This is a genomic window from Micromonospora sp. 050-3, from assembly GCF_046549335.1.
GTDB lineage: Bacteria > Actinomycetota > Actinomycetes > Mycobacteriales > Micromonosporaceae > Micromonospora > Micromonospora trifolii.
The window spans coordinates 1,122,536-1,149,188 of record NZ_JAJPVX010000002.1 but is presented as its reverse complement, the minus strand read 5'-3'; the positions used below and the strand labels follow the sequence as shown (position 1 = coordinate 1,149,188).

The window sequence follows — 26,653 nt, the reverse complement described above, 5'->3', positions numbered from 1 at the left end:
ATAGGCTAGCAACGTGGACAAAGAATCGCATGGCACAGTTCGCGACTGGGCGCCACGCAGCATCGGACTGCTCCTCGGCACCCTCGTGCTGGCCACGGCGTTCATCGCGGCCTACGTCGGCGCGTTGCACCAGCCCACACCCCGCGACCTGCCGATCGGCGTCGTCTCCGGCGACCAACGCGCCCAGGCGACGCTCGACGCCGTGCGCGGCCAGACCACAATCCTCAAACCCGTCGGGTACGACGACCCGGCCGCCGCCGAGCACGGACTGCTCAGCCGCGCTGTGTACGCCGTCCTCAGCACCGGACCGGACAACGGCCTCCTCCTGACCGTGGCGAGCGCCTCCGGCCCCTCCGCCACCAGCGCGATCAAGGAGGTCCTCGGCACCGCCACCACCCGCACCGGCACTCCGCTCCAGATCGTCGACAAGGTGCCGGTCACCCCGTCCGACCCGCGCGGGGTGGTGCCCTTCTACCTGAACGTCGGGTACGTGCTCGGCGGCTACCTCGCCTCGACAGTGCTCGGGATATCCGCCGGCACCACCCCCCGTACGGCGCGACGGGCCGGACTGCGCATCGCCGCCCTGGCGGTCTACAGCGTGCTGCTCGGCATCGCCGGCGCGGTGGTGGTCGGACCCGTCCTGGACATCTGGCACCACCACGTACCGACGATCGCCGCCATCGGCGCGCTGGCCGTCTTCGCCGCCGCCATGTTCGCCAGCGCCGTCCAGGGCTGGCTCGGTGTCGCGGGCACCGCGCTGGTCATCCTGCTGCTGGTGGTGCTCGGCAACCCGGGCTCCGGCGGCATCTACGCGCCCGAGTTCCTGCCGGGGGTGCTGCGCGGCATGCACCGCTGGAACATCCCCGGGCTCGCCAACGACCTGACCAAGGCCGCTGTGTACTTCGACTGGCGGTCGGCCGGCTGGCCGGCTGCCGCCCTCGGGATCTGGACCGTGCTCGGAGGGCTCGGGTTGATCAGCGCGAGCCTGGTCCGGGGTCGCCGGGCCGCACCCTCCGGCCCCGGGACGACCCGCTCCGGCCCTTCGCCGGACCGCGACGGTGGTTGAGATCACCCCGGAAAACACCCTCCCGAAGGCAGTGGATCACCAGGGGGCCCTCCAGACATCCCCTGCGCGCGGATACCATCCAGTAAGTCGGACAGCGCTGTCCTTCGTATCCACGTAAGGGAGCGCATCGTGACCGACCAGCACGACCATGACGGCCCCGACGCCGCACTGCGCGCCGACATTCGCCGACTCGGCACCCTGCTCGGCCAGACCCTGGCCCGCCAGGAGGGTCGCCCGCTGCTCGACCTCGTCGAGGAGATCCGCGCCCAGGTCCGCTCCGACGCCCCAGCGGCCGCCCAGCGCCTCGGCGGGCTCGACGTCACCACCGGCACCAAGCTGGCCCGTGCCTTCTCCACCTACTTCCACCTGGCAAACATCACCGAGCAGGTGCACCGGGCGCGGGATCTGCGCCGCCGCCGCGCGGTGCAGGGCGGCTGGCTGGACCAGGCCGCCAAGATGATCGCCGAGCGCGGGGTGCCGGCCGAGGAGATCGCCAACGCGGCTCGCCGGCTGGCGGTGCGACCGGTCTTCACCGCCCACCCGACCGAGGCGGCCCGTCGCTCGATCCTGTCCAAGCTGCGCGCGATCGCCGACGAGTTGGACACCGAGACCGCCAACGCCATCCTCTACGGCGCCAGCGACGAGGGCCCGGCCAACCGCCGGCTGGCCGAGTTGCTGGACCTGATGTGGCAGACCGACGAGCTGCGGCTCGACCGGCCGGACCCGACCGACGAGGCCCGCAACGCGATCTACTACCTGCGCGACCTGTACGCCGAGGCCGCACCGCAGGTGCTCGACGACCTCGCCGACACGTTGCGCACGCTCGGCGTGGAAACCTCACCGACGGCCCGGCCACTGAGCTTCGGCACCTGGATCGGCGGCGACCGCGACGGCAACCCGTTCGTCACCCCGGCGGTCACCCGCGAGGTGCTGACCATCCAGCACGAGCACGGCATCGCGGCCACCGAGAAGGCGATGGACCACCTGATCAACGAGGTCTCGGTGTCCCGCCGACTGCGCGGGGTGTCCCTGGACCTCTCCGCCAGCCTCGCCGCCGACCTGGACGCGCTGCCCGAGGTGGCGCAGCGCTTCCGCCGGGTCAACGCGGAGGAGCCGTACCGGCTCAAGGCGCGCTGCGTGAAGGCGAAGCTCGCCAACACCCGGCTGCGGTTGCGTCAGGGCACCGCGCACGTACCGGGCCGGGACTACCGGGGCTCCGCCGAGCTGATCGCCGACCTGGACCTGCTGCGCGCCTCGCTGGCCCGCAACTCCGGGCAGCTCACCGCGGTCGGCCGGCTGGCCTCCACCATCCGCACGGTCTCCGCGTTCGGCCTGCACCTGGCCACCATGGACGTCCGGGAGCACGCCGAGGCGCACCACGCGGTGCTCGCGCAGCTCTACGAGGCGGTCGGCGAAGTCTCCGACTACCCGGCGCTGACCCGGCTGGAACGCACCAAGCTGCTCGCCGACGAGCTGACCGGCCGCCGTCCGCTGTCGACGGTGGACACGTCGCTGTCCGAGCCGGCCCGCAAGACGTTCGACGTGTTCAGCACCATCCGGGAGGCACAGGACCGGTTCGGCTCCGAGGTGATTGAGTCGTACATCATCTCGATGACCCTGGGTGTCGACGACGTGCTGGCCGCCGTGGTGCTGGCCCGCGAGGCCGGCCTGGTGGACGTGCACAGCGGGCGGGCCCGGGTCGGGTTCGTGCCGCTCCTGGAGACCCCGGCCGAGCTGAACTCCGGCGGCGAACTCCTCGACGAGCTGCTGTCGCTGCCCGCGTACCGGGCGCTGGTGACGGCCCGGGGTGACGTGCAGGAGGTCATGCTCGGCTACTCCGACTCGAACAAGGAAGCGGGGATCACCACCAGCCAGTGGTCGATCCACCGGGCGCAGCGCGCGCTGCGCGACGTGGCCGCCCGGCACGGTGTGCACCTGCGGCTCTTCCATGGCCGGGGCGGCACGGTCGGGCGCGGCGGCGGGCCGACGCACGAGGCGATCCTGGCGCAGCCGTACGGCACCATGGACGGCGCGATCAAGGTGACCGAGCAGGGTGAGGTGATCTCCGACAAGTACACCCTGCCCTCGCTGGCCCGGGAGAACCTGGAGCTGACCCTCGCCGCGGTGCTCCAGGCGACCCTGCTGCACACAGCACCCCGGCAGCCGGCCGAGATGTTGGAGCGCTGGGACGCGACGATGGACGTGGTCTCCGAGTCGGCGTTCCGGTCCTACCGGTCGCTCGTCGAGGACCCGGACCTGCCCGCGTACTTCTGGGCGTCCACCCCCACCGAGCTGCTCGGCGCGCTGAACATCGGCTCCCGGCCGGCGAAGCGCCCGAACACCGGTGCCGGGCTGTCCGGGCTGCGGGCCATCCCGTGGGTGTTCGGCTGGACGCAGACCCGGCAGATCGTGCCGGGCTGGTTCGGCGTCGGCTCCGGGCTGGCCGCCGCCCGCGAGGCGGGGCTGGCGGACGTGCTGGCCGAGATGCACCGCAACTGGCACTTCTTCCGCACGTTCCTGTCGAACGTCGAGATGATGCTGACCAAGACCGACCTGAGCATCGCCCGCCGGTACGTCGAGACGCTGGTGCCGAAGAAGCTGCACCCGATCTTCGAGCAGATCGAGCAGGAGTACGAGCTGACCAAGCGGGAGGTGCTGGCGGTGACCGCGTCACCGGCCCTGCTGGAGAACTCGCCGGTGCTCCAGCGCACCCTGGCCGTCCGCGACACCTACCTGGAGCCGCTGCACCATCTCCAGGTGGCGCTGCTGCGGCAGTACCGGGAGTCGGGCGCCGCCGGGCGGGCGATCGCCACCGCCCCGGGCGGCCGACGCGCGCCGAGCGACGGCACCGCCCTGGAACGCGCGCTGCTCACCACTGTGAACGGCATCGCCGCCGGGATGCGCAACACCGGCTGATCAACAGGTACGGAAACGGGCCCCGGTCGCTGCGACCGGGGCCCGTTTCGTAGTGGGTCGGAACGGCTGTCAGAAGTCGCCGCCGCCGAAGTCGCCGCCCCCGAAGTCGCCACCGCCGAAGCCGCCACCACCGAAGTCGCCGCCGCCGAAGTCCCCACCGGCGTAGTCGCCGCCGCCGACGTCCCCGCCCTGGTCGCCGCCGCCCTGGTCACCGCCGTCGCCGCCCTGGTCGACACCGTCACCGAAGCCCTCCTGGTAGCCGGCGTCGTAGCCGTACCCCGGGTCGGCGAAGGCGGGCGAGAAGAGCGCGTCGGCGATCAGGATGCCGCCGAGCACACCGGCGCCGGCACCCAGCGCCGTCTTCCACCAGGGCGTCGAATACCAGCCGGCGGGCACCGGTCGACCCTGATACCGCCCACCGGGGTAGTAGTAGGGCGTTTCCCGGCCGGGTTGCGGCCCGGCCCGGAAGGTCTGCCCCTGCACATCGACCTCACGCTCCTTGGTGAGCTGCCCCGCGCCGCGGGCGGCGGCCAGGGTCGGCACCTCGGGACCCGGATCGATGCCCAGCGCCGTGCGGGCCGCCCGGATGTACGCCAGACCCTCCAGCGCGGTCTCCCGGGCCAGCCCGAACTGGTGCGGCGTGGACGCCTGCTCCAGCTGGGAGCCCGCCGCGTTGTACCGCTCACCGGCGTCGGCCAGCGCCTGGCGTACCGCTGGTTCCTCGCCTTGCAGGTTCATCAACTGGCCGCCGAGGCGCTCGTACCACCGCTGCGCCTCCGCGCGGGCGTCGCCGAGCTCGGTGCGCCGACGGGCACCGGCCTGAGCGCGGATGAGCGCGGCGGCGCCCAGCGCGCCGACCAGCACAACGGCGAGGCAGAGCACAAGTTCCATGTCATCGAACGTACCCCCGGCTCGCACGTCGTATCCGTCTGGCAAGCTCCGGTGATGGACGTCTCGACACTGCTCCTGGTGATCGTGTGCCTCGGCGCCGGCGGGGCGGTGGGCTGGCTCGCGGCCCGGTCCCGGTCGGCGGTCGACATCGCCCGCCTGGATGCCACCCTGGCCGCCACCCGGGAGGGTGAGGGTCGGCTGGAGCAGTCCATGCGGGCGTTGAGCTACGAGGCCACCGCGCAGTCCCAGGAGGCGGTGGCCCGGGCGGTCGCGCCGCTGCACGACACCCTGCGCCGCTACGAGCAGCGGGTCGCCGAGCTGGAGCACGACCGCGTCGACGCGTACGCCGAACTGCGTGAGCAGGTCCGCTCGATGAACGCGGTCTCCGGTGAGCTGCGCACCGAGACCAAGCAGTTGGTGGCGGCGCTGCGCGCACCGCAGGTGCGGGGCCGCTGGGGCGAGCACCAGCTGCGCCGGATCGTCGAGGCTGCCGGCATGCTGGAGCACTGCGACTTCTCCGAGCAGGTCACCGCCGCCACCGACCAGCAGGTCGTCCGACCGGACCTCGTGGTCCGTCTGCACGGTGGTCGCTCGGTGGTGGTGGACGCCAAGGCCCCGTTCGACGCGTACCTGACAGCCATGGAGGCCCGCGACGAGCGCGGCCGGGACACCCACCTCGACGCGCACGCGCGGCATCTGCGCGGGCACGTCGACGCCCTGGCCGCCAAGTCGTACTGGTCGGCGTTCGACAACTCACCCGAGTTCGTGGTGCTGTTCGTCCCCGCCGACCCGTTCCTCGACGTCGCGCTCCAGCGAGACCCGACGCTGCTGGAGCACGCCTTCACCCGCAACGTGGTGCTCGCCACGCCGGCCACGCTGGTCGCCCTGCTCCGCACTGTCGCCTACTCCTGGCGGCAGGAGGCACTGGCCCGCAACGCGCTCGCCGTGCACACCCTCGCCCGTGAGCTGTACGGCCGGCTGTCCACACTGGGCGACCACGTGGGCAAGCTCGGGTCCTCGCTGGCCGGTGCGGTGACCGCCTACAACCGGGCGGTCGGCTCACTGGAGGCCCGGGTGTTGGTCAGCGCTCGCAAGCTCGCCGAGATGGGCGTCTCGGACGACGAGTTGGCCACGCCGGCCCAGGTCGAGTTGACGCCCCGGCAGCCGCAGGCGCCCGAGCTGGCCGACCCGGCCGACGAGGTCTCGGCCCGCCAGCCATCTATGTGACAGTGCGTATGCCTGCATGTCACGAAGTGGTCACAACGAACTGGCCACTAGTGACAGTGCTCGTCGAAACCCCGAAAGATTCTGCTCACCCGAGCGCCCTTCTCTGAAGGGCCCTGTTCTCTGGAGGTAAAGAGAACGTGAGCAGACTCCGAAACCTGAGCCGGCGCACCTCAGCCGCGCTCTTCGCGTCGGTCCTGGCGGCGAGCGCCATGACGACAACGGGAGGTGCCGCCACCGCGGCCGCCGCTCCCGCCACCACACCGGACGCTTCCCCGGCCACCGCCGCCGAGACGCTGGGCGCCCACGACGCCAAACTGCTCAGCGAAGCCCGCGCCAAGAAGGCACCGACCGTCACGTTGATCGTCGCCACCGAGAAGGGCGAGGCAGGGGACGTCGCCGACAGCCTCACCAAACTCGGCGGCACCGTCAGCCAGCGGCAGGACCGGGTCGGTTTCGTGCTGGCCAAGGTCCCGACCGACCGGGTCCTCAAGGCGGCACGCCTGCCCGGCGTCTCGGCTGTCGACCTGGACGAGGTCATCCAACTGCCGGACCCGGCCCCGGAACGCACCCCCGCCGGCACCGCCGGCGCGCGGCAGGCCGCCGTCGCGGCGCCGGGCGAGACCACCCCGGCCGACAACCCCTACATGCCGACGAACGAGACCGGAGCGGTGGCGTTCACCGCGGCCCACCCCGCGTGGGACGGCCGGGGCGTCACGATCGGCATCATGGACTCCGGTGTGGACCTGGCCCACCCGGCGTTGCAGCAGACCACCACCGGCGAGCGCAAGATCGTCGACTGGGTCACCGCGACCGACCCGCTCGAGGACGGCACGTGGCGGCGGATGCAGGCCGAGGTCGCCGGCCCGTCGTTCACCATCGCCGGCGGCACCTGGACGGCACCGGCCGGCACGTACCGGTTCAACCTGTTCAGCGAGTCGGTCACCACCGCGAGCGACGCCCGGGGTGACGTCAACCGCGACGGCGACACGACCGACACCTGGGGTGTGCTCTTCGACCCGGCCACCAACAACATCCGGGTGGACGCCAACCAGAACCTCAACTTCACCGACGACCCGGTCCTGCGGCCGTACAAGGAGAAGTACGACATCGGCTACTTCGGCACCGACAACCCGGCCACGCCGGTCGCCGAGCGGCAGCCCTTCGTCGTCGAGTTCCGCAAGAACGTGAACACCACGCCGATCGGGCTGCCGGGCACCTACGACTACGTCAACATCGGCATCGTCGAGAGCACCCACGGCACCCACGTCGCCGGCATCACCGCCGCCAACGACATGCTCGGCAACGGGGCCTTCGACGGTGCCGCGCCCGGCGCCAAACTGGTCTCCGCCCGCGCCTGCTCCTGGGGCGGCGGCTGCACCGCCGCGGCCCTCACCACCGGCATGATCGACCTGGTGGCCAACCGTGGCGTCGACATCGTCAACATGTCGATCGGTGGCCTTCCGGGCCTGAACGACGGCAACAACGCACGGACGAACCTCTACAACGAACTGATCGAGACGTACGGCGTGCAGTTGGTCATCTCGGCCGGCAACTCCGGCCCGGGTCTCAACACCGTCGGCGACCCGTCCGTCGCCAGCAACGTGATCAGCGTTGCCGCCAACATCAGCAAGGACACCTGGCTGTCCAACTACGGCTCGGTCGTCAAGAAGAAGAACGCCCTGTTCAACTTCTCCTCCCGCGGCCCGCGCGAGGACGGCGGCTTCAAGCCGAACATCGCCGCCCCCGGCTCGGCCATCTCCACCGCACCGACCTGGCAGCTCGGCGCCCCGGTCCCCGAGGCCGGATACGCGCTGCCCCCGGGCTACGCGATGCTGAACGGCACCTCGATGGCGTCTCCGCAGACCGCCGGCGCGGGCGCGTTGCTGCTGTCGGCCGCCAAGGCCACCGACCGGGGCGTCAGCCCGGCCGCGTTGCGGCGGGCGCTGTTCAGCTCCGCCAAGCCGATCGCGGACGTGCCGACGTACGCGCAGGGCTACGGCATGGTCAACGTTCCGGGCGCCTGGCAGCTGCTGCGCCAGGGCGTCGAAACCCGGTCGTACGTCTCCGACGCGCCGGTCTGCAGCCCCCTCGCGGAGCAGCTGACCATCTGGAACGGTGTGAAGTTCGTGCCGAACCCGGGTCGGGGCACCGGTGTCTACAACCGCTGCACCTCGGCCGAGGGCGGCCACAAGGTCGGCCAGAGCAAGACCTACCCGGTCAAGCTGACCCGCACCAGCGGCCCGGCCGGCACCATCAAGCACGACGTCACGCTCCAGGGCAACGACGGCACCTTCAAGGCGCCGAAGACCGTCGCGTTGCCGCTCAACAAGGCCGTCACCATCAGCGTCACCGCCAAGCCGGCCACCGAGGGCGCACACGGCGCGATCGTGCGGATCGACGATCCGGCCACCAACGTGGTCGACTTCGAGGTGTCCACAGTGGTGGTGGCCTCGAACGACGTGAAGAAGCCCAACTTCTCGTACGCCAACGAGGGCTCGGTCGACCGGAACGGCTTCACGTCGTACTTCGTCACGGTGCCGGAGGGCGCCAAGGCACTCCAGGTGAACCTCTCCGGGATCGCCACCGGTTCGCAGACCCGGTTCATCGCGATCAACCCGTTGGGTGTGCCGGTGGAGGCCACCACCAGCACCGTCTGCTACACCAACTTCTCCGACGTCAACGTCTGCAAGCCGCAGGAGCGTGACTACCAGAACCCGCTTCCCGGGGTCTGGGAGATCGAGGTGGAGTCGCGGCGGACGTCGCCGGCGCTGAACAACCCGTTCAAGCTCCAGGCGCGGGTGCAGGGTCTGACCGTCGAGCCGGCGCTGGTCGAGCTGCCCAGTGTCGAGGCCGGCGAGCCGACCCCGGTGAGCTGGAACGTCACAAACGCCTTCGGCCCGGTCTCGGTCAGCGGCCGCAGTGGCGCGCTGACCGGTGTGCGTACCGAGCGTCCGACCATCACCGAGGGCGGCCCCAACCAGGAGTGGACCGTCGAGATCCCGGCGGGCACGTCGACGTTCACCGCCCGGATCGGCAACCCCGCCAACGCGGGCGCCGACTTGGACCTGTTCGTCTACCGGGGCACCACCGAGGTCGGTCGGGCCGCGGACGGTGACTCGGAGGAGGCGGTCACGCTGACCAACCCGCCCGCCGGCACCTACCGCGTCGTGGTGGAGCCGTACGGGGTCGACGGGCCGGGGACCAGCACCGCCTACGACTACTACGACGCGTTCGCGTCCGCGTCGCTGGGCACGATCACTGCTCCGGCCGTCGCGGTGCCGCTGATGCACGGCGAGTCGGCCACCATCACCGGCACGGTGACCGCGGTGGCCGTTCCGGCCGACGGGCGTCAGCTCTCCGGTGAACTGGCGATCGTCACCACCGAGGGTGCGATCGTGGGTCGCGGCAACGTCACCATCGGTGCCGTGAACTGATCCGCTCGTAACACCGGCAGGAGCCCGTCCCCACGTTCGGGGGCGGGCTCCCGCGTGTCAGGCGTGAGTGGTCAGGACCGGTGGGCGGCCGTGACGACGAACGGGGTGCCCTGCTGGCAGGTGGTCATCATGCCGGGCTCCACCCGACCGGTGACCTCGACCCGCGCGCCCGGCGTCAGCACGTCACGCGGGCCGCCGAGCAGCAGGTAACCGTCGAGCAGTACGCAACCGGGCTCCACGCCGCCCTGGAGGGTGCCGCTCAGGGTGGTGGCCCCGACGCCCGGCGGTGTGCTCGGGCCGCCCGGCTTCGGAGTCTTCACCCCGGACGGCGCGGAGGGGGTGCCGGTCGTCGGCGAGGCGGTCGGATCGGGCGTGGGCTGGCTGGTCACCGGCTGCGCTCCCGTCGGTGTCGGGGTGGGTGTGCCGCCCCCGACACCCTGGCCGCCGCAGGCGCTCAGCGCCACGCAGACGGCCAGCGCGGGAACGGCGAGCCGAAGAGTCCTCATGCCGAATCTGACGTACGCCGACCCGGGTTCGTTCCCGCGCCTCAGCCGCGCGCTGCGGCGGCCTTCATGTCCCGCCTCAGCTCCTGCGGAAGCGAGAACGTGAGCCGCTCGTTGGCCGTGGTGATCTCCTCGACGTCGGCGAAGCCGCGGGCGGCGAGGTGGACCAGCACCTCCTGGACCAGGTCGTCCGGGACGCTCGCGCCCGAGGTCAGGCCGACCGTGGTGGCCCCTTCCAGCCAGGCGTCGTCGATCTCGTGCGCGAAGTCGACCAGGTGACCGGCGCGGGCGCCGGCGTCCAGGGCGACCTCGACCAGGCGGACCGAGTTGGAGGAGTTCGTCGAGCCGACCACGATCACCACGTCACAGTCGGCGGCGATCTCCTTGACCACGTGCTGCCGGTTGGAGGTGGCGTAGCAGATGTCGTCGCTGGGCGGGGACTGCAACAGCGGCAGCCGCTGCTTGAGCCGGGCCACCGTCTCCAGCGTCTCGTCGACCGAGAGCGTGGTCTGGGAGAGCCAGACCACCTTCTCCGGATCACGTACGGTGATCTTGTCGGCACCGTCCGGGCCGTCCACCAGTTGGATGTGCGCGGGGGCCTCACCGGCGGTGCCGATGACCTCTTCGTGCCCCTCGTGGCCGATGAGCAGGATGTCGTAGTCCTCGGCAGCGAAGCGCCGCGCCTCGTGGTGCACCTTGGTGACCAGCGGACAGGTCGCGTCGATCGCCTTCAGCGAACGCGCCTTGGCCTGCTCGTAGACCTCCGGCGCCACACCGTGCGCGGAGAAGATGACGGTGGCGCCCTCCGGCACCTCCTCGTTCTCTTCCACGAAGATCGCGCCCTGGGCCTCCAGGGTCTGCACCACGTGCTTGTTGTGCACGATCTGCTTGCGCACGTAGATCGGGGCGCCGTAGAGCTTCAGCGCCTCCTCCACGGTCTGCACCGCGCGGTCGACACCCGCGCAGTAGCCGCGGGGCTTGGCCAGGAGCACGCGCTTGCCGGTCCGGTGAGTCGCCTGAGCCTCAGTCACCACCCCATCGTACGTGCCACCCCTCCACCCGCCACCGGGCCGCAACCCCACCCCCAACCCCCGGTGATCAAGAGGTTTGCGTCAGAAACGCGCCCAGCGCCGACGCAAACCTCTTGATCACCGGGGAGGTCCGTAGGGTGGGCGGGTGAGCGAGGGTGGGCGGGTGGGAAGCGGCGGGGGCGGCGGGGGCGGCGGGGCCAGTAGCGCTGAGGAGCCTTGGCCGGTACGGGTCGTCAGCCAGAAGGTGGGAGCCTGGATCGCCAAGCTGGGCTGGGTGTGGGTGGACGGGCAGGTGGCGCAGATCAGCCGCCGCCCCGGAGCCAGCACTGTCTTCCTCACCCTGCGTGACCCGTCGGCCGACCTGAGCCTGACCGTCACCACCAACCGGGACGTCCTGGACGCCGGTGCGCCGGAGCTCCGTGAGGGCGCCCGTGTGGTGCTGCACGCCAAGCCGGAGTTCTACGCCGCCCGAGGCACGCTGAGCCTGCGGGCCGACGAGATTCGCCAGGTTGGGCTCGGGGAGCTGCTGGCCCGACTGGAGAAGCTCAAGAAGCTGCTCGCCGCCGAAGGGCTCTTCGACCGCGCCCGCAAGCGTCGGCTGCCGTTCCTGCCCGGCCGGATCGGGCTCATCACCGGTCGCGCGTCGGCGGCGGAGCGGGACGTGCTGACCAATGCCCGTCGGCGCTGGCCGGCGGTGGAGTTCCGGACTGTCAACGTGGCAGTGCAGGGCCCGTCCGCGGTGCCACAGATCGTCGACGCGCTCAAGGTGCTGGACGCCGACCCGAGCGTCGACGTGATCATCATCGCCCGGGGCGGCGGCGGCATCGAGGACCTGCTGCCCTTCTCCGACGAGGCGCTCTGCCGGGCGGTGTTCGGCTGTCGTACCCCGGTGGTCAGCGCGATCGGCCACGAGACGGACGCGCCACTGATCGACTACGTCGCCGACGTTCGCGCCTCCACCCCGACCGACGCGGCGAAGCGGGTGGTCCCCGACCTCACCGAGGAGGTACGCCTCATCGGGCAGGCCCGGCACCGTCTCGAACGGGCGGTGCGCAACCTGGTCGACCGGGAGACGCACCGGCTCGACGGTCTGCGTTCCCGGCCGGTGCTGGCCCGGCCCCAGGTGATGGTGGAGCATCGGGCGACCGAGCTGACCGCGTTGCGTCAGCGGGCCGGCCGCTGTCTGGAGCATCGGCTCGCCGCCGCCGAGGATGACCTGCGGCACACTCTCGCGCGGCTGCGCGCCCTCTCCCCCGCCGCCACCCTCGACCGGGGGTACGCGATCGTGCAGCGCGCGGACGGCCACGTGGTCCGCGCGGCGGGGGAGGTCGGCAAGGGCGACCCGCTGCGGGTACGACTGGCCGACGGCGAGTTGGCCGCCACTGTCGATGGCTGAGTGGCGACGCGGCGCGGTGGGGAGTGATGTGCTGAGATGAACGCGATGACTGACGACACGAAGGCCGGGCCGGACCAACGGCTCAGTTACGAGCAGGCCCGCGCCGAGCTGGCCTCGGTGGTGGAGCGGCTGGAGGCCGGCGGCACGTCCCTGGAGGAGTCGCTGGCACTCTGGGAGCGCGGCGAGGCGCTGGCGGTGATCTGTCAACGCTGGCTGGATGGTGCGCGGGCGCGGATCGACGCCGCCCGACAGGAGCCCGCTTCCTGACCGACCGCCGGTGGGGCGGCCGGAGCCGCCCCACCCGGGTACGTCAGTTGAACAGGCTGTACAGCTCGGCCGGCGCCTCGACGACCTGGGCCGCCGGCGGCTTCTGGGCTGCGGTGGCGGCACCGTAGTCGGAGTAGGTCATCTTGATCTCCTGGGCGGCGGTCTGCCCGGCGGCCGGCAACTGCAACACCAGCTCGCTGAGCCGGCCCTGCGGGTCCACCTTCGCGGTGAACGGGACGGTCTTCGCCTGGGTGCCCAGCGCGGCGATCGTGGCGGCGTTCAGCGAGCCCGCCTCGGCGGCCTTGGTGACGTCGATGGTGCCGGCGTACGCGCCGGTGCCGGTGCTGCGGACCTCGGTGATGCCCTGGGTGAGCACCGCGCTACCGGCCGGGTCGACCTTCTCGAAGTCGAAGCCGAGGTTGCGGTTGCCCTTGATCCGGTTCTGGTCGAGGTGCTGGTACTTGCCGAGGTTGAGCTGCTTGATGGCGGGCAGGCTGTCGGCGGTGGGGCCGGCCAGCTCCAGCTTGACCCAGCTGTCCGGCTTGTAGTGGACCACGTCGAGCTTCATCGCCAGGTCGGACGAGGGGCCACCGATCGAGATCTTCATCGCCGCGCTCTGGCTCGGCTGGTGCACCAGCCCTTCCGCCGTCGAGCCGGCGCCGGCCAGGGTGAACCGGAAGTTCCCGTTGCTGATCTCCTTGGTGGAGTCGAGCAGGGCCTGCTTGGCGTCGCCCGCCACCGGGGCTCCGGACGGGCTCGCCGTGCCGGACGCGCTCACCGTCGGGGACGGCGTCGATCCGGTGGTGCCGGTTCCGCTGGCGCAGGCGGCCAGTGCGGGCGTGATCAGAGCGGCGGCTACCAGGCCGGCGCCAAGTCGTCGAACAGTCATACGTGTCTCCCAAGGGGGTCACCCGACGACCTGGACGGCGCCGGAAACCGGGCGACGCAGCAGCACCGTCGGCTGCGTCGCGCGATCCGGGCCGAGCAGCGCGCCCGGATCACCCCCTCCTTGTTCCCTGTCGACGCGTCGGACAATCACCCTTCGGCCCGGTTGCCCAGATTCGGTCTCAGCGGAGTCAGCGACCACCGGGTCCGGTCAGCGCAGCGAGCCGGCCAGTTCGCGGAGTTCGTTGTCCCGGGCGTCGCCCACGACGATCACCGTGCGGGTCGGTTCCAGCAGGACCAGCGCCTGCTGGTTTCCCCGGGCCGTGTAGAGCTGCCAGGTGCGCCCGGCCAGCTCGGTGGGGCCCTGCGGCTGGCTCTGACTGGTCAGCTCGGCGGGGAGCAGACGGTCCGCCGGGACGCTGCTCTGCAACAGTTGGACGCCCCGCCCCTCCGGGGTGAGGTAGCCGAGTCGCAGGTTCGCACCGCCCTCGACGGTCTGGTAGCGGGCGCTGACCGTCGTCCAGTCGGAGCCGAGCCCCTGCGGCTGGGTCACCGGAAAGACGTTCGCCGAGCGGGCCTGCTCGATGGCGGGCGCCGGATCGACTGTGGTGGCCTGGTCGCCGCCGAGGAATCCCCGGTAGAACGCCAGCAGCAGCGCGATCGGGACGAGCAGCACCAGCAGTGAGATCGCCATGTCCTTCGGCGACCGCTCGGACTTGCCGGACGCCGCCGGTGGCGGTGGGGTCGGATCGGTCGCGGCGGGCTCACCACCGCGGCCGGCGGGGACGTCGGCCGGCGGCTGACCGTCGGGCGGCGTGCGGTCGGCGGGTACGCGGTCGGCTGGCTGTGCGGGTTCCACCCCGCTATCTTCGCAGCCGCCCGACCGGCGGTATCCGGGCCATCACCGCCCCGCGCCGACGCCCGGTCGGCCATCGTGTGAGGATCAGCGACAAAGCCGGCAGTGGGGGCCTCCCCGCCGCCGGTCGTCCCCGCACCGTCGCGAGGAGGAGTAGCCGTCATGACGAACACCAGGACGCGGATCCCACAGGATCTCGACCGAAACCTTGCCCTCGACCTGGTCCGGGTCACCGAGGCCGCGGCGATGGCCGCCGGCCGGTGGGTCGGTCGGGGCGACAAGGAGGGCGGGGACGGGGCCGCTGTCGACGCGATGCGCAAGCTGATCAACTCGATCCAGATGCGCGGTGTGGTGGTGATCGGCGAGGGCGAGAAGGACAACGCCCCGATGCTCTTCAACGGCGAACAGGTCGGCGACGGCACTGGCCCGGAGGTGGACGTCGCCGTCGACCCGGTCGACGGCACCACCCTGATGAGCAAGGGCATGCCGAACGCGGTGGCGGTGCTCGCCGTCTCCGAGCGGGGTGCCATGTTCGACCCCAGCGCCGTGTTCTACATGGAGAAGCTCGCCGTCGGGCCGGCGTACGCCGACGTGATCGACATCAACGCCGGTGTGGCGGAGAACCTGCGCCGGATCGCCAAGGTCAAGGGCACCGACATCTCCGAGGTGACGGTCTGCGTGCTGGACCGGAGCCGCCACGACGACCTGGTCACGCAGATCCGCCGGACCGGGGCGGGGATCCGGTTCATCTCCGACGGCGACATCGCGGGCTCCATCGCGGCGGCCCGGGGCGAGTCGGACGTGGACGTGCTGATGGGCATCGGCGGCACCCCGGAGGGCATCATCTCCGCGTGCGCGCTGAAGTGCATGGGCGGTGCGATGCAGGCCAAGCTCTGGCCGCGCGACGAGCAGGAGCGGGAGAAGGCGATCGCCGCCGGGCACGACCTGGACCGGGTGCTGGGCACCGATGATCTGGTCACCGGCGACAACTGCTTCTTCGTGGCGACCGGGGTCACCTCCGGCGACCTGCTGCGTGGAGTGCGTTACCGGGCCGGCGGCGCGTACACCCAGTCGATCGTGATGCGCTCGAAGAGCGGCACCATCCGGGTGATCGACTCGTACCACCGGCTGGAGAAGCTGGCGCTCTACTCGGCGGTCGACTTCGATGGTCGTCCGCTGGCCGAGCAGGAGTGACAGCCGCCGACACGGCGACCCCGCAGACCCTGTCGGCCGCCCGCCGGATCACCGGCGTCGCGCTGGCGTCGGCCTCCGGGGTCGCTGTGGCGGTGCAGTCGCGCATCAACGGCGAGCTGGGGGTACGCCTCGACGACGGTTTCGCCGCCGCGGTCGTCTCGTTCGGCATCGGCCTGCTGGTGCTGCTGGTGCTGGTGCCCGCCACCCCCGGTGGTCGGCGAGGGCTGGTCGCGACGCGGAAGGCCCTGCGCACGGGCACGCTACGGCCGTGGCAGTGCCTCGGTGGGATGTGCGGGGCGTTCCTGGTGGCCACCCAGGGGCTCACCATCGGCACGTTGGGCGTGGCGGTCTTCACAGTGGCGGTGGTCGCCGGCCAGACCGGCAGCAGCCTCGCCGTGGACCGGGCCGGGATCGGGCCGACCGGCCGGCAGCCGGTCACCCGGCAGCGGCTGGCCGGCGCGGTGCTCACCGTGCTGGCGGTCGGCCTGGCGGTCGGCGACCGACTCGGCGACCCGGGAGCGCTGGCGCTGGCCCTGCTGCCGCTGCTCGCCGGGGTGGGCATCGCCTGGCAGCAGGCCGTCAACGGCCGGGTCCGGGCGGCGGCCGACAGCGCGTTGACCGCCACGCTCGTCAACTTCGCCGTCGGCACCGTCACACTGCTCGTCGCGTTCGCGATCGACATCGCCGTACGCGGCTGGCCCGGCGGCAACCTGCCGACCGAGCCGTGGTTCTACCTGGGCGGCCCGATCGGCATCGTGTTCATCGCGATCGCCGCCGCGATCGTGCGCTTCACAGGTGTGCTGCTGCTCGGCCTGGCCACCATCGCCGGGCAGATCGTGGGCGCTGTCCTGCTGGACCTGGTCCTTCCCACGGCGGCCTCGCACCCCGGTGTGAACACCCTGCTCGGGGCGGCGCTGACCATGGTGGCGGTGCTGATCGCCGCGCTGGCGCCACCCGCCCGCCGCTGACCGCCCGCACGCCGAGGTTCACTGCGGCGGCGTTTGCGACGGGTACGGCGGATCGGGCACCGTCGGTGGGTGCGCAGGGTAGGGCGGAGGCGGATAAGGCACGTGCGGCGGATAGGGCGGGCGCGGCAGGTACCGTTGCTCGAACCCACGGGCCGGGTCCACCAGCCGTGCGATCCGGATGGCCAGCAGCACTCCCGGCACCGTGGCCAGCAGGGCGAGCGCCACCGCGAACCGGGTTCGCGACGGGATGCCGTACAGCCAACCGACCAGCGGCAGCCCAGCCAGGAGCGCGGTGAGCAGGATCCCGGCGAACACCCACCCGATCCAGCGCCGCAGAGCGCCCTGGTAGGAAGCTCGAACGATCATGGCCACCGCGGTGAGGACGCCCACCGCCAGCACGAACGGCACGGCCATGAACGCCAGGGTGTCGTCGTCGCGCGCCCAGGCCGCGGCCAACACGATCCCCGCGACCAGCATCGACGCAGTGCTGACGACCCCCCACCAGCGCGGACCCCCACCACGGCGGATCGCGAGATGACCGGCCAACGCGGCGACCGCGCAGCCGAGAGTCAGCGCCAGCGCGACGGCGAGCAACAGGTCCATCTCGCGGTCGCCGGGTCCGCCACCGCCCAGCTGGGGCGGTTCCATCCACGACGTGCCGAGCCGCCCCTCCTCGAAGAGGAACCCGTCACGCTGCCACCCACCGTCGGGCAGGCGGCGGACAAACCCGTCCCGCCCGTTGGCGACGAGCACCTCGTGACCACCCCCGGCGTGGGGATAGACGACCAGATCGCGGGAGGCGAAATGTCGCTGGACATCGCCCGGGTTCGGCGACCGGCGGGCCAACTCCTCCCGCTGCCCGTCGGGCACCTCCCAGGCCACCCGCCAGGTCGCACCGGCGTCGTCACTCTCCTCGACCCGTAGGTGCCCGGTGACAATCCGGTAGCACCGCCGGGGCTCATCCGAAGCGCACGCCTGCTGCTGCCCGAGCTCCTGGCGGGACAGTCGCCGCTGCTCCTCCTCGCTGGCCGCCCGCCAGGTGGTCGCGCCGTCCTCGCTGATTGCCCACTGCCCGTCCATCGGATTGGCAGGCCAGTCCGACGTGCTGTAGCCGCTGCCGACCGAGATCGCCGGGTGACCGTCGACCACCGCGGTGGCCACTGCGTACGGGTAGTAGACCGCGCTGGTCGCTGCCACCGCCAACACCGCCGGTGGCAGCACCACCAGCAGCCGGACCAGCCGGGCGGTCCGTTGGCGCACCGGGCGGCGACGTGACCGCGTCCAACTCCACCAGGCCAGGCCGAGCGCCGGCAGGGTGAGCAGGTCGGTCCAGTCGGCCCGGACCAGCGACGGCCCGGCCAGCACGGTCCAGGCGGAGGAGGCGAGTTCGGCGGCGTACCCGCTGGATTTGACGACCGCGAACCCGGCGCCCACCGCGACCAGGCCGGCCACCGCGGCGGCCCGGGACGGCAGCCGTGGCACCAGGAGAGTCAGCAGCACCGCGACCAGCGGCGGGGCGAGCACCAAGCCGGCGATGTCGCTCAGCTTGCCGGTCACCAGGCCGGGAGAGGTCGCCTTCAGCACATGGTCGTTGACCAGCAGCAGGACCAGCGCGATCACTGTGGCGGGGTGGCAGAGCCAGGACAGCGTGGTGGGTGCACCGTCCCGCTGTGTCTCGGAACCCGTCATCCCCTCAGGATCCGGTCGAGCCGTCTCGATCCGGACTCAGGTCGGTCTGGGTCCGATACCGACACTCAGCCGGCGTCGGAGGAGTGCCCGGGGAAGAGGTGTGCGCTCGGGTCGATGGCAACGGCCGCGTTGTTGACCGCCGTCGCCGCCTCACCGAAGCCGGTGGCGATCAGCCGGACCTTGCCCGGGTATTCGGTGATGTCACCCGCCGCGAAGACCCGGGGCAGGTTCGTGGCCATAGCGCTGTCGACCAGGATGTGCCGGCGGTCCAGCCGTAGCCCCCACTCGGCGAGCGGGCCCAGGTCGGCGGTGAAGCCGAGGGCTGCCACCACGGTGTCCACCGGCAACGTCTCGGTCGCGCCGCCGCGCACAGTCACCTCGGCACCGGTCACCGCGCCGTCCCCGATAAGCCTGGTGACCTCGGCGTTGACCACCACCCGCACCGGCAGCGAGAGCACCCGGGCGACCGTCGAGGCGTGGGCCCGGAACTTCTCCCGACGGTGCACCAGGGTCACCGACCGGGCCAGTGGTTGCAGCGCCAGCGCCCAGTCGAAGGCGGAGTCACCGCCGCCGACGATCAGCACGTCCCGATCGGTCAGCTCGGTCGGCTCGGTCACGAAGTAGACGATCCCCGAGCCGGGGGCGCCGTCGGCGCACGGCAACGGCCGAGGGCTGAAGCTGCCGAGCCCGCCGGTGACCACTATCGCGCCGCACGCGAGCTGCTCGCCACCGGCCAGGCCGAGCACCGGACGACCGTCGGCGTACGCGAGCTTCTCGGCCCGGGTGCCGAGCAGGTACTGCGGGCCGAACGGGGCGGCCTGGGCCACCAGGTTGGCGACCAGGTCGCGGCCCTTGACCGCGGGGAAGCCAGCGACGTCGAGGATCAGCTTCTCCGGGTACATGGCGGTGATCTGACCGCCCGGCTCGGGCAACGCGTCGATCACCGCCACCGACAGCCCCCGGAACCCGGCGTAGTACGCGGCGAAGAGACCGGCCGGACCGGCCCCGATCACGGCGACATCGACCTCGCGCATGGCGTACCGTCGCTTTCCGCTCACGGATCAACGCGTGCTGATCTCGACCGTAAGCGGGCGGCGACGGTCGGGCAAGCACGTCCCAGAGGCGCGCCGGAGAATCGCCTCAGGGCAGGCTGAGCGTGGAGCCCGAGTAGTCCGGGCCGTCTACAGCGGGTCGCCGCCGACGGAACAGGATCGCCGCCACCACCCCGCCGAGCAGGCCGAACAGGTGCCCCTGCCAGGAGATCCGCTCGTCGGTGGGGAGGATGCCGACCAACTGCCAGCCGTAGAGCAGACCGACCAGGAGGAAGACCGCGAAGTTCCACCAGCTGCGCTCGACGATGCCCCGGGTGAGCAGGATGCCCAGGTAGCCGAAGATGACGCCGCTGGCGCCGACGACCACCGAGTTGGGTGAGCCGGTGAACCACACGCCGAGCCCGCTGACCAGGATGATGACCAGGGTCGACCAGAGGAACCGGCGGGCGCCGGCGGCGAGGACGAAGGTGCCCAGCAGGATCAGCGGGATGCTGTTGCTGTAGAGGTGGTCGAAGCCGTGGTGCAGGAACGGGGAGAAGAAGACCCCGTCCAGCCCGTCGATGCGCTGCGGGATGATGCCGGCGGTGGCGTCCAGGCCGAACGCGAGCCCCTGGTCGACGGCCTCGATGAGGAAGAGGAACGGCACCACCGCGCACATGGCGACGAACGCCCGGCCGAGCGCGGCGTAGAACGCCTCGGTGCCGAACCGGTAGGGGTCGCCGCTTGACGGGTGCAGGGTCACTCCACAACTGCTATCAGCAAAAGCGGCCGACCGCCACTCACGTCCCGTCCAAAGTACGCGAAGGCGGGGCGGGTGGAGAGCCACCCGCCCCGCCTTCGAGAGCCGTCAGTAGTGCCCGTTGTTCTGGAAGTAGGTCCAGGCACCGCAGGGCGTCTTGTACCTGCCCTTGATGTAGCCCAACCCCCACTTGATCTGCGTGGCCGGGTTGGTCCGCCAGTCCGACGCGACGGAGCCCATCTTGCTGCCCGGCAGAGACTGCGGGATGCCGTACGCACCGGACGAGGAGTTGCTGGCCTTGTGGTTCCAGCCGCTCTCCTTGGTCCAGAGCTTCTCCAGGCAGGGGAACTCGGCGATGCCGAAACCCGCGCTGATCATCAGGGCGCAGCCGGTCTTGCGGTTGCCGCTGTACTCGGCGCAGGACGCCGGGATCGGCCCGTCGTACGGCTTGGCGGGCGCGTTGGCGGCGGCACGGTCGCGCTTTCGGGACGCCGCGGCGGCCTCGGCCCGGCGGGCCCGCTCGGCGGCTTCCTTGGCGGCCTGCGCGGCCCGCAGCTTGGCCTGGTACTCGACGGCCCGCTGCTTGGAGAACTGCACCTGGTGGGCGGCCTGCCGCTCGCGCTGGTACGCGAGGTCGGCCCGGTCGACTTCGAGACTGACCTGCTCGGTCAGACCCTGTTGCTGGGTTTCCCGGTCTTCGCCCAGGTAGAAGCCACCGGCAACGCCCACGGAGAGCAGCGCTACAGCAGCCGTACGGGCGCCCAACCGGCTCCACAGCCGACTCACGAAGTGGTCCCTTCGTCGGGAGCAAGGACGCGGCGCGGCGCAGACCACAGGTGGGCCGTCAGCCGTGCCACGAGCGCCCCGACCGGTTGCCGGTCGCGCCGACGCACCGACCTTCGCCGATGCCGTCCGTCTCGGGACGAACGATCGCCAACGATTCCGGTGGTGCATGGACGCTCGTGGGACACGATTGCGCACAGTGAGGCTGATGGGAAACCAACCAGGCAGTTTGTGATCTGCGCCACACCTAAAATGCGGACAAAAACCCGCATAAGCCCCGTCAGATCGGGATGTCCTCCAGGAGGTCCGTGACCATAGCGGCGATCGGCGACCGCTCCGACCGGCTGAGGGTGACGTGCGCGAAGAGCGGATGGCCCTTGAGCGCTTCGATGACAGCCGTCACCCCGTCGTGCCGGCCGACCCGCAGATTGTCCCGCTGGGCCACGTCGTGGGTGAGCACCACCCGGGAGCCCTGCCCGATCCGGGACAGCACCGTCAACAGCACCCCGCGCTCCAGCGACTGGGCCTCGTCCACGATCACGTAGGCGTCGTGCAGGCTGCGCCCGCGGATGTGGGTCAGCGGCAGCACCTCCAGGATGCCCCGCGAGGTGACCTCCTCCAGCACGTTCTCGTGCACCACAGCGCCGAGCGTGTCGAAGACCGCCTGGGCCCACGGCGACATCTTCTCCGACTCCGAGCCCGGCAGGTAGCCCAACTCCTGGCCACCGACGGCGTACAGCGGGCGGAACACGATCACCTTCTTGTGCCGGCGGCGCTCCATCACCGCCTCCAACCCGGCGCAGAGCGCCAGCGCCGACTTGCCGGTGCCGGCCCGGCCACCCAGCGAGACGATCCCGATCGACTCGTCCAACAGCAGGTCGAGAGCGATCCGCTGCTCGGCCGAGCGGCCGTGCAGCCCGAACGCCTCCCGGTCGCCCCGGACCAGACGCACCGACTTGTCCGGCAGCACCCGACCGAGCGCGGACCCACGCACCGAGTGCAGCACCAGACCGGTGTGGCAGGGCAGCCCGGCCGCCTCGTCGACGTCGAGTGTCTCGCCGGCGTACAGCTGGCCGATCTGCTCCTCGCTCAACTCCATCTCCGACATGCCGGTCCAGGTCGGGTCGCTGGCCTGGCCGTGGCGGTACTCGTCGGCACGCAGACCCACCGAGGCCGCCTTGACCCGCAACGGCATGTCCTTGCTGACCAGGGTCACCTCCCGCCCCTCGGCGGCGAGGTTGAGCGCGACGGAGAGGATCCGGGCGTCATTGCTCTCGGTGCGGAACCCGGGCGGCAGGACGCCGTCGTCGGTGTGGTTGAGCTCCACCCGCAGGGTGCCGCCGACGTCGTTGGCGGGCACCGGGCGGTCGAGTCGGCCGTGCCGAACCCGCAGGTCGTCGAGCATCCGCAGCGACTGCCGGGCGAACCAGCCCAGCTCCGGATGGTGCCGCTTGCCTTCCAGCTCGGTGATGACCACCAGAGGTAGCACCACCTCGTGCTCCGCGAACCGGTGGAACGCTGCCGGATCGGAGAGAAGCACCGACGTGTCCAGGACAAAGGCCTGGCCGGCTGGTCGTGGCTCCTTGGGGTCGGCCGGCGCGGCGGCTGCCGAACGGCGGCTCCTGGTGGCTCGGCGGGGCGTGGCAGTCGCGGCCGGGGTCTGGTCGGCACCGGCGATGGTACGGCGAGTCGTCACAGGCCTGCTCCGACGGATGGGCACCCGCCACCCGTGTTCCGCCTCCTCCGGTGCCCGGGGACACGGGGTCGGATGCGGAACCCCATGCGCGAGGTCGCAGATCCGGGCGGACCGGCTGGCTCGGGAGAACCCCGTGCCATGCCTAGACGCTAGCCCCGCCGGACCTTCCCGGCTAGAGGCCGAACGTGGATCTCCCAAGACGCGCTCGTGAACAGCGCTCCGTCGACGCCCGCACCAGCCGAAAGGCATTGTCGCGGGCGCGGCGGAACCGGCCGGGATGCATGCCCCCTGCGCGCATCCCGGCCGGTGGGGCCACCGTCACCGGTCTGACGTGGCCCCGACGGTGCGTGTCCGCCGCGGACGACGCACCGCGTTCGTGGCGCCGGTCGGCGGGGTGGCCCCGCCGACCGACCTCAACCGGTACGTCGGACGAGCGTGCCGGTCGGGTGCCGCCCGGTGATCGGGGCGGCCGGCGCACTGAACGACGAGCCGGTGTACGTGGTGCCGGGGCGTTCGACGGCACCGGCGGAGCGGACCACGCCCGCGGGCGAGACCGACAGGGCCGAGGCGATCGCCGCCTGGGCGTCCCGACGACGCCGGTTCCAGGCGCCCCGGTCACCGTCGAAGTAGCCCTGGCGGTAACCGAAGCGGTAGCCGATGCGGTAGCTGAGCTGCCCGTGCAGCCGGCCGGCCGCGTAACTGGTGGCACCGAGCACCAGGACGAGGAACACCGCGAGAAACGGGCTCATCGGGCAGCTCCGGCCCAGCCGGGACGCCAGGTCATCGCTCCTCCGGCTCGATCGTGGTGGGGTCGGCGACGAGCAGCCGGTCCAGGTCGTCGGTGCTGACCTCCTCGACCAGCTCGACGCTGATCCGGCAGCCGTCCAGCACGACTTCGGCCACCGAGGACCGGCGGATCTCGCCGCCGGCGTCGTAGACCCGGACGCTCAGCTCCGGGCAGCCGAGATGGGTACGCCAGGCGTTCCACTCGGCACGATCACCGACGCTCAGCGACAGGTAGCGGCAGCCTCGGGCCAGGTAGAGGCGCCAGGGGGCGGTCAGCCCTGCGGCGACCCCCTCGGCGATCAGCCCGAAGGCCTGGGCGCGGGTGGCAAGCTCGGTCACCACGACCCCCTGGCACCGGGGGCGTGACGCATGTGAGCACCAATCGTCTCATGCACGTGACACACCGTAGATTGTCCCATGGGCGTGACAGTATCAGCTTTTCGTCCGCTTACGTTTGCCACTACGTTCATCTATTCTGCCCGCGTGACACCCCTCAACAGTGGCACTGACTCGTTTACCGGAAATCCGAACTCCTCGTCACGTCTGCGTGACAGTGGCGAGCCGGGGCACGCACTCGCGGCCGGCTGGCCGTACCGTCACGGAGTGACCGAGACGGCCAATGCGCGGAAGATCGCCTTCGCCACCTTCGTCCGGCGGGCTCTGGACGAGGCGCGGGCAACCCGAGCCTGGAGCGGCACCGAGGTGTCCCGGCGCACCGGCGTCTCCCGGCAGACCATCAACCGCTGGGTCCGGGGCGACTGGGCCAGCGACCCGGAGGCCGAGCGGGTGGTCGCCTTCTGCGAGGGCCTGGGGTTGAACCCGGCCGCCGCCTTCGCGGCGCTGGGCTGGGACCGCACTGCGGCCGGCCCCCGCACCGGCCAGGCGGCCCCTCCGATGGACCCCGACGTGGAGGCGTTGCTGCGCCGCCTGGTCGATCCGCAGGTGTCGGACGCGGAGAAGTTCCACATCCGGGAAACCATTAGATACCTCGCATACCGCCCAACGTTGCCGGTCGATGTCCGAAAAAGGGGCAATCAGGCAGGCTAGTTCCTCAGATAGCGAAAGAACGCCTGGTCAGGTTCATTCGTTTGCCTCCGGGGCTGGAACGGGCACGCTAGCGTCCCTATTCGTACTGCTTGGGCTCGTCATCGGCGGGGGGACGGGACAAGGCCGAACCCAGCCCTGCGGGACAGAAGGAGGGGTCTGTCCATGACCCTGAAGTGGTTGGCAGTCGTGGTCGCAACGGTGTCGGTGACACTGTGGGCGACCGGCAACACAGTGACCCTGGCGGTCGACGGCGGGCAGCTGCCGCTGCTCGTCAACCTCTTTGCGCTCATCACCGCCGGCACCGCGGTCGTCCTGGCCGTCGTCGCCGAGCTGCACGAGCGTCTGAACAACCGAATCAGCGCGCTCACCGAGTTCCTGGTGGCCCGGCTCAACGAAATTGAGAACCACACCGGCGATCGCAACACCGGGTTCGTGGAGGGCTACCTGTTGAGCCACGGCCAGGAGGCGGCAGTGGTGCCGTTCGGCCGGCGCGGACGAGGAGCCGCCGAACGCTGATCGCGTACCGCTCAATGGGTTCGCTCGGCCAGGAATGAGCCTGGATCGCCGGGGTACGCTGACGCGCGTGCCGCCGTTGAATCTGGGCAATCAGCAGCCGAAAACCCCGTTGAACGCCGACCAGGCCTGGCGGATAACCGCCAGCCGGGCGGCCGGGACCGTGCTCTTCTTCGACTTCGACGGCACGCTCGCGCCCGTCGACGACGATCCGACCGCGGTACGCCCGGCGCCCAAGGCGCTGGCCGCGATCGAGGCGCTCGCCCCGGTCGTGCAGCGGGTCGCGATCGTCTCCGCCCGACCCGTCGAGTTCCTTCGGGATCAGCTCGGCGGGCTCGCCGGCGTGGACCTCTACGGCCTGTACGGGCTGGAGCACAGCCACTCCGGTGGGGAGACAGTCACCGAACCGGCCGCGCTGCCCTGGGTGCCGACGATGGCGGAGCTGGCCGACCTGGCTCGGGCGGAGCTGCCGCCCGGCACGCTCGTGGAGTACAAGCGGCTCTCGGTCGCGCTGCACTGGCGTACCGCCCCGCAACTCGGCGCGACAGTGCAGCAGTGGGGGCAGGCGCAGGCCGACCGTCTGGGGTTGCGCTCGCAGGCCGGGCGGATGGTGCTGGAGCTCAAGCCGCCGGTCGACCGGGACAAGGGCATGGTGATCGGCGAGGCGATCAGGGGTGCCACCGGCGCCTGGTACTTCGGCGACGACGTCTCCGACATCAAGGCCTTCGCCGCCCTGCGCGCTCGCGCCGCCGCCGACCCGGATTTCCTCGGCGTCTGCGTGGCGGTGGCCAACCCGGAGACCGGACACGAGGTGGCCAACGCTGCCGACCTGACCATCGAGTCGCCGGCCGCCCTGGGCGACTTCCTCACCCGGGCACTGACCCACCTGCCCTGACCTGCCCGAGCGGCGACCGACGGCGTCGCCGCCGGGTCAGGCGCCGTAACGGCGTTGTCTGGTGGCGTACGAGCGCAGGGCCCGTAGAAAGTCGATGTGCCGGAAATCGGGCCAGTTGAGCTCGCAGAAGTAGAACTCCGAGTGCGCGGACTGCCAGAGCATGAAACCGGACAGCCGCTGCTCGCCGCTGGTGCGGATGACCAGGTCCGGGTCGGGCTGGCCCCGGGTGTAGAGGTGCTCGGCGATGTGCTCCACGTCCAGCACCTCGGCCAACTCCTCGATCGTGCCGCCGGTGGCGGCGTGTTCCAGCAGCAGCGAACGGACCGCGTCGGTGATCTCCCGGCGACCGCCGTAGCCCACTGCGATGTTGACCTCCGCGCCGCCGGTGCGCTCGCGGGTGCGCTCCTCGGCGCCCTTGAGCGCCGCCGCGGTCTGCGCCGGCAGCAGGTCGAGCGCCCCGACGATGCGCAGCCGCCAGGGGTTGCCCTCCTCGGAGAGCTCCACCACCAGATCCTCAATGATCTTGAGGAGCGGGTCCAGCTCAGCGGCCGGACGGCGCAGGTTGTCGGTGGCCAGCAGGTAGAGGGTCACGTGCCCGACGCCGGCCTGGTCACACCAGCCGAGGACATGCTTGATCTTCGCGGCGCCGACCCGGTGCCCGTCGTTCGGGTCGACGAAGCCCATCTCCCTCGCCCATCGGCGGTTGCCGTCGCACATCACCCCGACATGCCGGGGCACCGGCTTACCCGCGAGCTTCGCCGTGAGCCGGCGCTCGTACACGGAGTAGATAAGGTTCCGCAGCGTCATCACCTAGCAGCG

At 71.3% G+C, this 26,653-nt stretch carries 24 protein-coding genes; 11 read left to right on the top strand and 13 right to left on the bottom strand.

Annotation, left to right across the window (positions count from 1 at the left end; genetic code table 11):
- The first annotated feature begins 13 nt into the window (after positions 1-13).
- Both ACLJOK_RS20355 and ppc read left to right on the top strand, forming a co-directional pair.
- Entirely contained in the window at positions 14-1,066 is a 1,053-nt protein-coding gene (locus tag ACLJOK_RS20355) for a hypothetical protein (RefSeq protein ID WP_410820300.1), read from the top strand.
- 129 nt (positions 1,067-1,195) lie between these two features.
- A complete protein-coding gene (gene ppc / locus ACLJOK_RS20350; RefSeq protein WP_410820299.1) occupies positions 1,196-3,982 on the top strand; it encodes a phosphoenolpyruvate carboxylase in 2,787 nt (928 codons plus the stop codon).
- Between the two features lie 69 nt (positions 3,983-4,051).
- Here ppc and ACLJOK_RS20345 read toward each other — a convergent pair whose 3' ends face one another.
- Positions 4,052-4,873 carry a hypothetical protein gene (locus tag ACLJOK_RS20345; protein WP_410820298.1) on the bottom strand — a complete coding sequence of 274 codons (822 nt, stop codon included), beginning with the start codon at positions 4,871-4,873 and terminating at the stop codon, positions 4,052-4,054.
- A gap of 54 nt (positions 4,874-4,927) precedes the next feature.
- Between ACLJOK_RS20345 and ACLJOK_RS20340 the strand changes: the two genes are divergently transcribed.
- Both ACLJOK_RS20340 and ACLJOK_RS20335 read left to right on the top strand, forming a co-directional pair.
- Positions 4,928-6,100 carry a DNA recombination protein RmuC gene (locus ACLJOK_RS20340; protein ID WP_410820297.1) on the top strand — a complete coding sequence of 391 codons (1,173 nt, stop codon included), beginning with the start codon at positions 4,928-4,930 and terminating at the stop codon, positions 6,098-6,100.
- 137 nt (positions 6,101-6,237) lie between these two features.
- Positions 6,238-9,534: a S8 family serine peptidase gene (locus tag ACLJOK_RS20335; protein ID WP_410820296.1), complete on the top strand. Its 3,297-nt coding sequence runs from the start codon at positions 6,238-6,240 to the stop codon at positions 9,532-9,534.
- A 71-nt stretch (positions 9,535-9,605) separates the two neighbouring features.
- Here the strand turns inward: ACLJOK_RS20335 and ACLJOK_RS20330 are convergent, their stop codons facing one another.
- Entirely contained in the window at positions 9,606-10,040 is a 435-nt protein-coding gene (locus ACLJOK_RS20330) for a hypothetical protein (protein ID WP_410820295.1), read from the bottom strand.
- A 41-nt stretch (positions 10,041-10,081) separates the two neighbouring features.
- Positions 10,082-11,068: a 4-hydroxy-3-methylbut-2-enyl diphosphate reductase gene (locus ACLJOK_RS20325; RefSeq protein WP_238679730.1), complete on the bottom strand. Its 987-nt coding sequence runs from the start codon at positions 11,066-11,068 to the stop codon at positions 10,082-10,084.
- A gap of 145 nt (positions 11,069-11,213) precedes the next feature.
- Here ACLJOK_RS20325 and xseA point away from each other — a divergent pair, with 145 nt between their 5' ends.
- Together xseA and ACLJOK_RS20315 are read left to right on the top strand one after the other, a co-directional pair.
- The gene (xseA, locus tag ACLJOK_RS20320) at positions 11,214-12,464 is read left to right on the top strand and encodes an exodeoxyribonuclease VII large subunit (RefSeq protein WP_410820294.1); all 1,251 of its coding nucleotides are present in this window, start codon (positions 11,214-11,216) and stop codon (positions 12,462-12,464) included.
- A gap of 45 nt (positions 12,465-12,509) precedes the next feature.
- Complete coding sequence (locus tag ACLJOK_RS20315) at positions 12,510-12,731, top strand: exodeoxyribonuclease VII small subunit (RefSeq protein WP_354941157.1); 222 nt, start codon at positions 12,510-12,512, stop codon at positions 12,729-12,731.
- 43 nt (positions 12,732-12,774) lie between these two features.
- Here the strand turns inward: ACLJOK_RS20315 and ACLJOK_RS20310 are convergent, their stop codons facing one another.
- On the bottom strand, positions 12,775-13,620 hold the full coding sequence (locus ACLJOK_RS20310; RefSeq protein WP_410820293.1) for a hypothetical protein: 846 nt from the start codon (positions 13,618-13,620) through the stop codon (positions 12,775-12,777).
- A 207-nt stretch (positions 13,621-13,827) separates the two neighbouring features.
- The gene (locus tag ACLJOK_RS20305; RefSeq protein ID WP_410820292.1) at positions 13,828-14,475 is read right to left on the bottom strand and encodes a DUF4245 domain-containing protein; all 648 of its coding nucleotides are present in this window, start codon (positions 14,473-14,475) and stop codon (positions 13,828-13,830) included.
- A gap of 159 nt (positions 14,476-14,634) precedes the next feature.
- On the opposite strand from ACLJOK_RS20305, the gene glpX reads away from it, so the two are divergent.
- Together glpX and ACLJOK_RS20295 are read left to right on the top strand one after the other, a co-directional pair.
- On the top strand, positions 14,635-15,666 hold the full coding sequence (glpX, locus tag ACLJOK_RS20300) for a class II fructose-bisphosphatase (RefSeq protein WP_410820291.1): 1,032 nt from the start codon (positions 14,635-14,637) through the stop codon (positions 15,664-15,666).
- Complete coding sequence (locus ACLJOK_RS20295; RefSeq protein WP_410820290.1) at positions 15,663-16,634, top strand: DMT family transporter; 972 nt, start codon at positions 15,663-15,665, stop codon at positions 16,632-16,634. Before glpX ends, ACLJOK_RS20295 begins: the two co-directional genes overlap by 4 nt.
- 18 nt (positions 16,635-16,652) lie before the next feature.
- On the opposite strand, the gene ACLJOK_RS20290 is transcribed toward ACLJOK_RS20295, so the two are convergent.
- The 7 genes from ACLJOK_RS20290 to ACLJOK_RS20260 form a co-directional block, all read right to left on the bottom strand.
- Positions 16,653-18,323 (bottom strand): hypothetical protein, encoded by a 1,671-nt coding sequence (locus tag ACLJOK_RS20290; RefSeq protein WP_410820289.1) that lies wholly within the window; start codon positions 18,321-18,323, stop codon positions 16,653-16,655.
- A 65-nt stretch (positions 18,324-18,388) separates the two neighbouring features.
- On the bottom strand, positions 18,389-19,357 hold the full coding sequence (locus ACLJOK_RS20285; protein WP_410821547.1) for an NAD(P)/FAD-dependent oxidoreductase: 969 nt from the start codon (positions 19,355-19,357) through the stop codon (positions 18,389-18,391).
- A 106-nt stretch (positions 19,358-19,463) separates the two neighbouring features.
- Positions 19,464-20,117, bottom strand: a complete 654-nt coding sequence (locus ACLJOK_RS20280; RefSeq protein ID WP_238679720.1) for a rhomboid family intramembrane serine protease — start codon at positions 20,115-20,117, stop codon at positions 19,464-19,466.
- A 105-nt stretch (positions 20,118-20,222) separates the two neighbouring features.
- Positions 20,223-20,900 (bottom strand): lytic transglycosylase domain-containing protein, encoded by a 678-nt coding sequence (locus ACLJOK_RS20275; protein WP_410820288.1) that lies wholly within the window; start codon positions 20,898-20,900, stop codon positions 20,223-20,225.
- Positions 20,901-21,177: 277 nt separating this feature from the next.
- Positions 21,178-22,593, bottom strand: a complete 1,416-nt coding sequence (locus tag ACLJOK_RS20270; protein ID WP_410820287.1) for a PhoH family protein — start codon at positions 22,591-22,593, stop codon at positions 21,178-21,180.
- Positions 22,594-23,006: 413 nt separating this feature from the next.
- The gene (locus ACLJOK_RS20265; RefSeq protein WP_091394339.1) at positions 23,007-23,342 is read right to left on the bottom strand and encodes a hypothetical protein; all 336 of its coding nucleotides are present in this window, start codon (positions 23,340-23,342) and stop codon (positions 23,007-23,009) included.
- A gap of 31 nt (positions 23,343-23,373) precedes the next feature.
- A complete protein-coding gene (locus ACLJOK_RS20260) occupies positions 23,374-23,718 on the bottom strand; it encodes a hypothetical protein (RefSeq protein ID WP_030328857.1) in 345 nt (114 codons plus the stop codon).
- 264 nt (positions 23,719-23,982) lie between these two features.
- Between ACLJOK_RS20260 and ACLJOK_RS20255 the strand changes: the two genes are divergently transcribed.
- From ACLJOK_RS20255 to otsB, 3 genes are all read left to right on the top strand, one after another.
- Positions 23,983-24,426, top strand: a complete 444-nt coding sequence (locus tag ACLJOK_RS20255; protein WP_030486711.1) for an XRE family transcriptional regulator — start codon at positions 23,983-23,985, stop codon at positions 24,424-24,426.
- A gap of 162 nt (positions 24,427-24,588) precedes the next feature.
- Positions 24,589-24,942 (top strand): hypothetical protein, encoded by a 354-nt coding sequence (locus tag ACLJOK_RS20250; RefSeq protein ID WP_091394345.1) that lies wholly within the window; start codon positions 24,589-24,591, stop codon positions 24,940-24,942.
- A gap of 67 nt (positions 24,943-25,009) precedes the next feature.
- Complete coding sequence (otsB, locus tag ACLJOK_RS20245) at positions 25,010-25,834, top strand: trehalose-phosphatase (RefSeq protein ID WP_410820286.1); 825 nt, start codon at positions 25,010-25,012, stop codon at positions 25,832-25,834.
- 36 nt (positions 25,835-25,870) lie between these two features.
- Here the strand turns inward: otsB and ACLJOK_RS20240 are convergent, their stop codons facing one another.
- Positions 25,871-26,641: an isoprenyl transferase gene (locus ACLJOK_RS20240; RefSeq protein WP_091394347.1), complete on the bottom strand. Its 771-nt coding sequence runs from the start codon at positions 26,639-26,641 to the stop codon at positions 25,871-25,873.
- Positions 26,642-26,653: the final 12 nt, after the last annotated feature.